Source organism: Methylobacterium sp. WL6 (assembly GCF_008040095.1).
Classification (GTDB): domain Bacteria; phylum Pseudomonadota; class Alphaproteobacteria; order Rhizobiales; family Beijerinckiaceae; genus Methylobacterium.
This window is the reverse complement of record NZ_VRVH01000217.1, coordinates 1-7,889: the sequence shown is the minus strand read 5'-3', so window position 1 is coordinate 7,889 and position 7,889 is coordinate 1. Positions and strand designations below refer to the sequence as shown.

General features: G+C 73.6%; 11 protein-coding genes. 9 read left to right on the top strand and 2 right to left on the bottom strand.

What is annotated here, in order from left to right; all coding sequences use genetic code 11:
* The 5 genes from FV230_RS21165 to phnE (FV230_RS21145) form a co-directional block, all read left to right on the top strand.
* The coding region (locus tag FV230_RS21165) for a DUF1045 domain-containing protein (RefSeq protein ID WP_147843796.1) at positions 1 to 279 on the top strand (279 nt) is incomplete at its 5' end.
* A gap of 108 nt (positions 280 to 387) precedes the next feature.
* On the top strand, positions 388 to 1,179 hold the full coding sequence (gene phnC / locus FV230_RS21160) for a phosphonate ABC transporter ATP-binding protein (RefSeq protein ID WP_147729659.1): 792 nt from the start codon (positions 388 to 390) through the stop codon (positions 1,177 to 1,179).
* A 41-nt stretch (positions 1,180 to 1,220) separates the two neighbouring features.
* Entirely contained in the window at positions 1,221 to 2,156 is a 936-nt protein-coding gene (phnD, locus tag FV230_RS21155) for a phosphonate ABC transporter substrate-binding protein (RefSeq protein ID WP_147843797.1), read from the top strand.
* A gap of 25 nt (positions 2,157 to 2,181) precedes the next feature.
* On the top strand, positions 2,182 to 3,066 hold the full coding sequence (gene phnE / locus FV230_RS21150) for a phosphonate ABC transporter, permease protein PhnE (RefSeq protein WP_147843795.1): 885 nt from the start codon (positions 2,182 to 2,184) through the stop codon (positions 3,064 to 3,066).
* Entirely contained in the window at positions 3,063 to 3,911 is an 849-nt protein-coding gene (gene phnE / locus FV230_RS21145; protein ID WP_147843794.1) for a phosphonate ABC transporter, permease protein PhnE, read from the top strand. The genes phnE (FV230_RS21150) and phnE (FV230_RS21145) overlap by 4 nt, the downstream gene beginning before the upstream one ends.
* A 16-nt stretch (positions 3,912 to 3,927) precedes the next feature.
* On the opposite strand, the gene FV230_RS21140 is transcribed toward phnE (FV230_RS21145), so the two are convergent.
* A complete protein-coding gene (locus FV230_RS21140; protein WP_147843793.1) occupies positions 3,928 to 5,202 on the bottom strand; it encodes an FAD-dependent oxidoreductase in 1,275 nt (424 codons plus the stop codon).
* A 200-nt stretch (positions 5,203 to 5,402) separates the two neighbouring features.
* Between FV230_RS21140 and FV230_RS21135 the strand changes: the two genes are divergently transcribed.
* Both FV230_RS21135 and FV230_RS21130 read left to right on the top strand, forming a co-directional pair.
* Positions 5,403 to 5,729 carry a type II toxin-antitoxin system PrlF family antitoxin gene (locus FV230_RS21135; RefSeq protein ID WP_147843792.1) on the top strand — a complete coding sequence of 109 codons (327 nt, stop codon included), beginning with the start codon at positions 5,403 to 5,405 and terminating at the stop codon, positions 5,727 to 5,729.
* Positions 5,730 to 5,732: 3 nt separating this feature from the next.
* Positions 5,733 to 6,218: a type II toxin-antitoxin system YhaV family toxin gene (locus tag FV230_RS21130; protein WP_147843791.1), complete on the top strand. Its 486-nt coding sequence runs from the start codon at positions 5,733 to 5,735 to the stop codon at positions 6,216 to 6,218.
* 100 nt (positions 6,219 to 6,318) lie between these two features.
* Here FV230_RS21130 and phnF read toward each other — a convergent pair whose 3' ends face one another.
* Entirely contained in the window at positions 6,319 to 7,080 is a 762-nt protein-coding gene (gene phnF / locus FV230_RS21125; RefSeq protein WP_147843790.1) for a phosphonate metabolism transcriptional regulator PhnF, read from the bottom strand.
* Between the two features lie 77 nt (positions 7,081 to 7,157).
* Here phnF and phnG point away from each other — a divergent pair, with 77 nt between their 5' ends.
* Both phnG and FV230_RS21115 read left to right on the top strand, forming a co-directional pair.
* A complete protein-coding gene (gene phnG, locus FV230_RS21120) occupies positions 7,158 to 7,637 on the top strand; it encodes a phosphonate C-P lyase system protein PhnG (protein ID WP_279603797.1) in 480 nt (159 codons plus the stop codon).
* The coding region (locus tag FV230_RS21115; protein WP_147843788.1) for a phosphonate C-P lyase system protein PhnH at positions 7,637 to 7,889 on the top strand (253 nt) is incomplete at its 3' end. The genes phnG and FV230_RS21115, both read left to right, overlap by 1 nt.

The following is a 7,889-nucleotide window of genomic DNA, read 5'->3' as shown; positions in this document are numbered from 1 at the left end:
GGCCTCACCCCGGCGGAGCGGGCGCGCCGCCAGCCGGAACGCCTCGACGCGCGCCGCCGCGCGCTCCTCGACCGCTGGGGCTATCCCCACGTCTTCGAGGCCTTCCGCTTCCACATGACCCTGACCGGCCGCCTCGCCGGCGACGCCCGCGAAACCTGGCGCGCCTGCCTCGCGGCGGCCTGCCCGCCGACGTCGCTGACGATCGACGCGATCACGCTGCTGCGCCAGGACGGCGCGGCGCCGTTCCGCATCCTGCGCCGGATCCCGTTCGCTGCGTAGCCGCACGGCGCGCCCGTTCACGACGAAACCGCGGGTCGCGGCGCGGCTGTCATCCTATCGTCGCGCGCGACGGGTCTACCGGCGCATCCCTCGCGGCGGACGGCACGCATGCTCATCGTCGATAGCCTCACGCGGCGCTACGGACCGCGCCTCGCGGTCGACCGGATCTCGCTGCGGATCGAGCCGGGCAGCTTCGTCGGGGTGATCGGGCGCTCGGGCGCCGGCAAGTCGACCTTCCTGCGCATGCTCAACCGCCTCGCCGAGCCCTCGGCCGGGCGGATCCTGTTCGACGGGCTCGACGTCACCGCGCTCCGGGGGCGCGACCTGCGCCGCTGGCGCGCCCGCTGCGCCATGGTGTTCCAGCAGTTCAACCTGGTCGGCCGCCTCGACGTGCTGACCAACGTGCTGATGGGGCGCCTCGCCCACGCCCCGAGCCACCGCGCGCTCCTGAAGCTGTGGTCGGCCGAGGACCGGGCGCGGGCGCTCGCGGCGCTCGAGGCGTTCGACATGGCGGGCTTTTCCGCCCACCGCGCCGACCAGCTCTCGGGCGGGCAGCAGCAGCGGGTCGCGATCGCCCGCGCGCTGGTGCAGGAGCCCGACATCATCCTCGCCGACGAGCCGGTGGCCTCGCTGGACCCGCGCAACACCAAGCTGGTGATGGATGCGCTCGCCGACGCCAACCGGCGCCTCGGCATCACCGTGCTGTGCAACCTGCACTCGCTCGACCTCGCCCGCGCCTATTGCGACCGGCTCGTCGGCCTCGCCGACGGCCGCGTGGTGTTCGACGGGGGCGCCTTCGACCTCACCGAGGACGTCGCCAAGCAGCTTTACGGCCTGGAGGCCGGCGAGGTGATGGACCGGGCGCCGCACGCGGTCGAGCCCGCCGCCCTCGTCGCCTGACCCCGGACGACCCCGTGCCACGCCCCTTCCCGGAGATGATGATGCTCGACCGTCGCACCCTCGTCGGCGCCCTCGCGGGCGGCCTGGCCGCGCTCGCCCTGCAGCCCGCCCTGGCTCAGGATTGGAAGACGACGGTGCCCGAGATCACCCTCGGCGCGATTCCCGTCGAGAACGCCACCGGCACTACCGACCGCTACGCGCCGCTCGCCGCCTACCTCACCAAGGCGCTCGGGGTGCCGGTGAAGCTGCGGGTCGCCAACGACTACGCCGCGGTGATCGAGGGCCAGCGCGCCGGCAACATCCAGATCGCCTTCTACGGCCCGGCCTCGTTCGCCCGCGCGGTGATGACGGGGGTGAAGGTCGACCCGATCGTCAACCAGAAGCACGATAACGGCGCCTCGGGCTACTACTCGGTGCTCTACGTGCGCGCCGACAGCCCGTACCGGACGATTGCGGACCTGAAGGGCAGGAACCTCGCCCTGGTCGACCCGAACTCGACCTCCGGCAACCAGGCCCCGCGCTTCTTCCTCAACAAGAGCGGCCACGACGTCGACGCGCTGTTCGGCAAGACCGTCTACGCCGGCAGCCACGAGAACGCGGTGCTGGCGCTGACCCAGGGCACGGCCGACGCCGCCGCCAACCTGTGGAACTCCGAGACCGATTCCGTCGTCACCCGCATGGCCGCCAAGGGCATGCTGAAGAAGCCCGACGGCACGCCGCTGAGCCCGTCCGACTTCCGCATCGTCTTCAAGTCCGCGTTCCTGCCCGAGGGCCCGTTCGCGATGCTGTCGAGCCTGCCCGCCGACCTGAAGCGCAAGATCGTCGAGGCCTTCGTCGCTTTGCCGACCGCCGACAAGGCCGCCTTCGACCGCCTCTCCGACGGCAAGGACCTCGGCCTCACCCCGGTAACGCTGGAGGATTACCAGCCGATCATCGAGATGCTGAAGTTCAACGACGCGCAGCGCCGCAAGTCCTGATCCCGGGACCGGACGGGTCGCCGCCGTGAGCGGGCGGATCGCGCCGCTGCCGCCCGAGCGGGCGGCGGCCCTGGCCGAGGCCTACGGGCGCGCGGTCGCGTCGACCCGGCGGCGGAGCCTGGCATTCCTCGCGGTCGTCGCCGGGCTGCTGGTCCTGTCGGGCCTGATGGCCGAGGTGCGGCCAATGGTGCTCGCCGACAACATCGGCAACCTCACCGCCTATCTCGGCCGCATCCTGCCGCACCTGACCCTCGCCGACCTGCGCGGCGACCTCGCCGAATGGTACTGGGGCCTGCCGAAATGGGCGGCGCTCCTCGGCGAGACCCTGCTGATGGCCTATCTCGGCACGCTGCTCGGCGGCGTCGGCGCCTTCCTGCTGTGCTTCGGCGCGGCCGCGAACCTCGCCCGCACCCGCGCAGGCCGCTTCCTGACGCGCCGCGCCCTCGAGGTCCTGCGCACGGTGCCCGAGATCGTGTTCGCCCTGCTCTTCGTCATCGCCTTCGGCCTCGGCCCGATGGTGGGCGTGCTGGCGCTCGCCCTCCACACCACGGGGGCGCTCGGCAAGCTGTTCTCCGAGGTGGTCGAGAACATCGACATGAGGCCGGTCGAGGGGCTGACCGCATCGGGCGCCTCGCGGATCCAGGCGATCCGCTTCGCGGTGCTGCCGCAGGTGCTGTCGAGCTTCGCCTCCTACGGGCTGCTCCGCTTCGAGATCAACGTGCGCGGCGCCGGGGTGATGGGCTTCGTCGGCGCCGGCGGAATCGGCCAGGAGCTGCTGGTGGCGATCCGCAACTTCTACAACGCGGACGTGAGCGCGATCCTCCTGATGATCGTCGCGACGGTGATGGCGATCGACCTCGGCACCGAGCGGCTGCGCCACCACCTCATCGGCGCGGAGGGCGCGCGATGAGCCGGCCGCCGCGTCCCGTGGACGTCGCCGCCCTGCGCCGGCGCCACCCCGACGCGTTCCGGACCGCGTGGGGCGCGCGGCTCGCGACGCTCGCGACCCTGGCCGCCCTCCTCGGGCTCGCGGCGTTCGCGATGGTGCGCCTCGATTTCTCGGCCACCCGCATCGTGAGCGGCCTCGGGCGGCTCGCCGAGTTCTCGCTGATGATGCTGCCGCCCTCGGCCGGCGGCCGCTTCCCCGATTTCCTGCACGCGCTCGGCGAGACCCTGGCCATCGCCTTCCTCGGGACGCTGGCCGCGGCGCTCGTCGCCTTCCCGCTGGCGCTGCTCGCGGCCCGGAACGTGGTGCCGAACCCGTTCGCGCATTTCGCGGTGCGCCGCGGCCTCGACGTGGTCCGCTCGGTCGACGTGCTGATCTGGGCGCTCGTCTGGATCAACGTCGTCGGGCTCGGGCCGTTCGCCGGTGCGCTGGCCATCGCCTGCTCCGACGTCGGGGCGCTCGGCAAGCTGTTCTCGGAGGCGGTCGAGACCGTCGATCGCCGCGACGGTGAGGGCGTCGCGGCCTCCGGCGGCGGCGCGCTCCACCGCATCCGCTTCGGCCTCGTGCCCGCCGTCCTGCCGGTGCTCGGCAGCCAGGTGCTGTACTTCTTCGAATCGAACACCCGATCGGCGACGATCATCGGCATCGTCGGCGCGGGCGGCATCGGCCAGTACCTGAGCGAGCTGATCCGGGTGCTCGAGCTGCAGCAGGTCGCCTGCCTCGTGCTGATGATCCTCGTCGCCGTGGCGGCGATCGACGCCGTGTCCGGCCGGCTGCGCCGGGCGCTGATCGGCGGGCCGGCGCGGTAGGCCGGGTGCCGCTTCCCTACAGAAAGCGGCCGGGGTCGAACGGCGCCAGCGGGATCTCGGGCGCCTCGCCGCCGACGAGCTGGGCGACGAGGCGCCCGGTGCGCGCCGACCCGACGAGGCCGACATGGCCGTGGCCGAAGGCGTAGACCACGTCCCCGGTGCGGCGGGCGCGGCCGATGCAGGGCCGCCCGTCCGGCATGCTCGGGCGATGGCCGAGCCACATCCGGATCCGCTCGGCCGGCACGGTCGCGGGCAGGTCCGGGAACATGCCGGTCAGGTGGTCGCGCAGGATCTCGGCGCGCTTCCAGTTCGGCGCCGCGTCGAGCCCGGCGAACTCGACCTGGCCCGCCGCGCGCAGGCCGCCGTCCATGGCGTTGACCACCATCTTGGCGTCCGAGGCCATCACCGGGGTGCGCGGCCCCGCCTCGGCGCCGGCGATCATCACGTGGTAGCCGCGCTCGCTCTCCAGCGGCAGCCGGTCGCCGAGGCTCGCGGTCAGCGCGCCCGAGCGGGCGCCGGCGGCGACCACCGCCCGGTCGCACGGGATCGCGCCGGCCTCGGTCTCCACCGCGACGAGCCGACCCGCGTCGAGGTGGAACCCGGTGGCGCGGGTGCGGGCGTAGGTCGCGCCGCGGGCGCGGGCGAGGTCGGCGAGCCCGGCGACGTAGCCGCCCGGGTCGCGGCAATGGCCCGCCTCCTCGACCATCACCCCGAAGGTGTAGCGGCGATGCAGGGTCGGCTCGCGCTGGCGCAGCTCGTCGGCCGAGAGCTCGAGCCATCGCACGCCGACCGCGCGGCGGATCGCCCAGGCCGCGGCGTCGGCCGCGAAGGCCGCCCGGTCGGGATAGACGTGCAGCAGGCCGCGCCGCTCGATCAGGTGGCCGAGGCCGGCCTCCTCGGCGAGGCCGGCATGGAGGCGGGGCGCATCCGCCAGCAGGGTGCGCATCGCCCGCGCCGTCTCGGTGATCTGCCGCCCGGTGCGCGCCGCCCAGATGTAGCGCACCAGCCAGGGCAGCACCCGGGGCAGGTAGCGCCAGCGGATGGCCAGCGGCCCGAGCGGGTCGGCGAGGTAGGACGGCACGCGCTTCCAGATGCCGGGCTCCGCCGGCGGGATCACCGAGTGCGACGAGAGCCAGCCGGCATTGCCGTAGCTCGACGCCTGCTCCCCGCCGGGCACGCCCGGATCGACCACCGTGACGCGATGGCCGGCGCGCAGGCATTCGAGCGCGCTCACGGTCCCGACCGCCCCCGAACCGATGATCACGACGTGGCGGGCCGATGGCTCGGTCATGGGTTGCGTATCCTGCCGGGGGGCGCGTGCGCCTCGCATCCGGGGTCAGTAGTCAACCCGGGCACCTGCGAGCAACGCCGCCCTCGGCGGCCCTGCCCATGCCGGGGAGCATAGGGCGTCGCCTTGCGCCGCGACGCGCTTGCTTCGAAGGCTGCCGACGAGGGAAGGGAAATTCCTTACCTCAAGCCGCCGAGGCCGCGATGGGTCCCCTCGTACGAGAGCGCAGCAAGATCACCGCGAAGGGCCAGACGACCGTCCCGAAGGCCGTGCGCCAGGCCCTGGGCGTCAGCTACGGCGGCGAGATCGCCTACGTCGTCGACGAGGGCGGCGTGCGCCTCACCCGCGTCGAGGTCGAGGAGGCGGACCCCGTGATCGAGGGATTCCTGGCCTTCCTCGCCCAGGACATGGCGCGCCGGCCACAGGCCATCACGCCCTTCCCCGCCGATCTGATGGAGCGCATGTCGGCCCTCGCCGAGGGGATCGACGCCGATCCCGGCGCGGACATCGACGGTCCCGTGGCGCTCTGATCGATGACGGTCGTCGGCGCGTGGACGATCTTCGCCCATCCGCTGCTGCTCGACCAGCTCGAGACGCTGACCGCCGCCGTGGAGAAGGCCAAGGCCGACGACCCGGACAGGTACCGCAGGACCGCCAACGCGAAGCTGCTCGCGGTCTTGCGGAGATTGATGTTCGAGACCGTCCCGCAGGACCCGTCCCGGGCCGAGTACCGCCAGGGCGCCCCCCTCGGCGCGTCCCGAAAGCATTGGTTCCGGGCCAAGTACGGCAACGGCCGCTTCCGCCTGTTCTTCCGCTACGACAGCCGGACCAGGATCCTGATCTATGCGTGGGTGAACGACGCGGAGACGCTGCGCACCCACGGCGCGAAGACCGACGCCTATGCCGTGTTCGAGCGGATGCTCGACATGGGCCATCCCCCCGACGATTGGGCGACGTTGCTCGCGGCGGCGTCCGCAGGGCCGCCGAAAGCGCGCCTGAAGACCGCAGCAGCGAAATAGCCGACCGACGGTCCGCAAGGGCGCCCCTGCCGGGCGCTTCGCGCGCAGGAGCGGCACTCAGGCTTGGTTCAGTCCCTCGTCGCGGCCGGCGGCATCGCCGCTAATCCACCACCAGCTCGACCCGGTCGGCGACGAACACGGAGGCCGCGGCCAGGATGCGTTCGCCGGCGGCGTCGACGTTGACGCTGGCGACCGTGAGCAGGGTCCGCCCCGGCGCCACGTCGAGGCGGCTGGCCTCCTCCGCGGTGGCGGCGCGTGCCCCGATCCGCGTCGAGAGGCGGGTGTAGTCGGCGATGCCGAACCCGGCGAAGGCGCGGGTGATCGAGCCGGAGGCGGCGTAGGCCTCGGCGAAGCCGGCGAAGCGCGGCAGCGGCAGGGCGATCCGCGCCGCCGAGATCGGGGCGTCGTCGGCCCGGTGCAGGGTCAGCATCTCGATCACCGGATCGCCGGCCGCGAGCCCCAGGGCCTCCGCCGTCTCGAGGCTCGCCGGCACCGTCGCCGCCGCGACGAAGTCGCCCCAGGCCTGGCGGCCGGCCCGGGTGACGATCTCGGAGAACCGGGTGCGCGGCCCGATCGGATAGGGGATCGGCCCCGGCTCGACGAAGGTGCCGCGCCCCTGCGTCGCCCGCACCAGGCCGCGCTCGGCCAGCGTCCCGAGGGCGCGGCGCACGGTGTGGCGGTTCACCCCGAACCGGGCCGCCAGCGCCGCCTCGGTGGGAAGCTGGCTGCCGGCCGGAAATTCGCCGCCCGCGATCGCGCCGCCGATCGCGTCGGCGATCTGGCGCCACGCGGCCAGGCCCGCGCCGCGCTCGACGGGGCCGGCGCGGGCGGATGTCACCGGGGTGTCGCTCGCCTCGTCCATGACGGATCGCATCGTCCCTTGCGTCCACGATTGGATTTGTCTATATCTATAGACAAATCGGAGGCCTTCGAACGCGAATGCCGCGCGCCAGCCAAACAGCACCCGACCCGGCAACGCCAGAGGTCGAAGCCCGTCGCGCCGCGATGGCGCGTGCCGGGGCGGCCTCGCTCGCCGAGCTCGAGGCCGTTCTCGCCGAGACCGGGCTGTCCTGCGAGGCCGAGGATCTGCGCGCGCCCGAGACCGGCCTCGTCATGGCGCGCGGCCGCATCGGCGGCGACGGGCGCGCCTTCAACGTCGGCGAGGCGACGGTGACCCGGGCGGCGGTGCGCCTGCCCGGCGGCGAGACCGGCTTCGCCTACCATCTCGGCCGCGACCGTCCGCGCGCCCGGCTCGCCGCCATCCTCGACGCGCATTGGCAGCACCCGGCGCGGCGCGGGGCGGTCGAGGCCGCCCTGGCGGGGATCGCCGAACGACGCGCCTCGGAAGCGGCCGCCGCGGCGCGAAAGATCGCGGCGACGCGGGTGAACTTCTTCACCCTGGCGCGGGGCGAGGATTGATGGCGCTCGCCCGCGGCTTCGCCGACCCGGTCCACGACGCGCAAGGGACGTTCCGCACGCTGATGGATGCGCTCGCCCGGCCGGGCCGCATCGGGCGGCTCGCGAGCGACCTTTATCCGCCCGCCCCGCTCACGCCGGAACTCGCCGCCGTCGCGCTGGCGCTGACCGATGCCGACACGCCGGTCTGGCTCGACGCGCCGCTCGCCGCGAACCCGGCGGTGGCCGCGTTCCTGCGCTTCCACACCGGCGCAC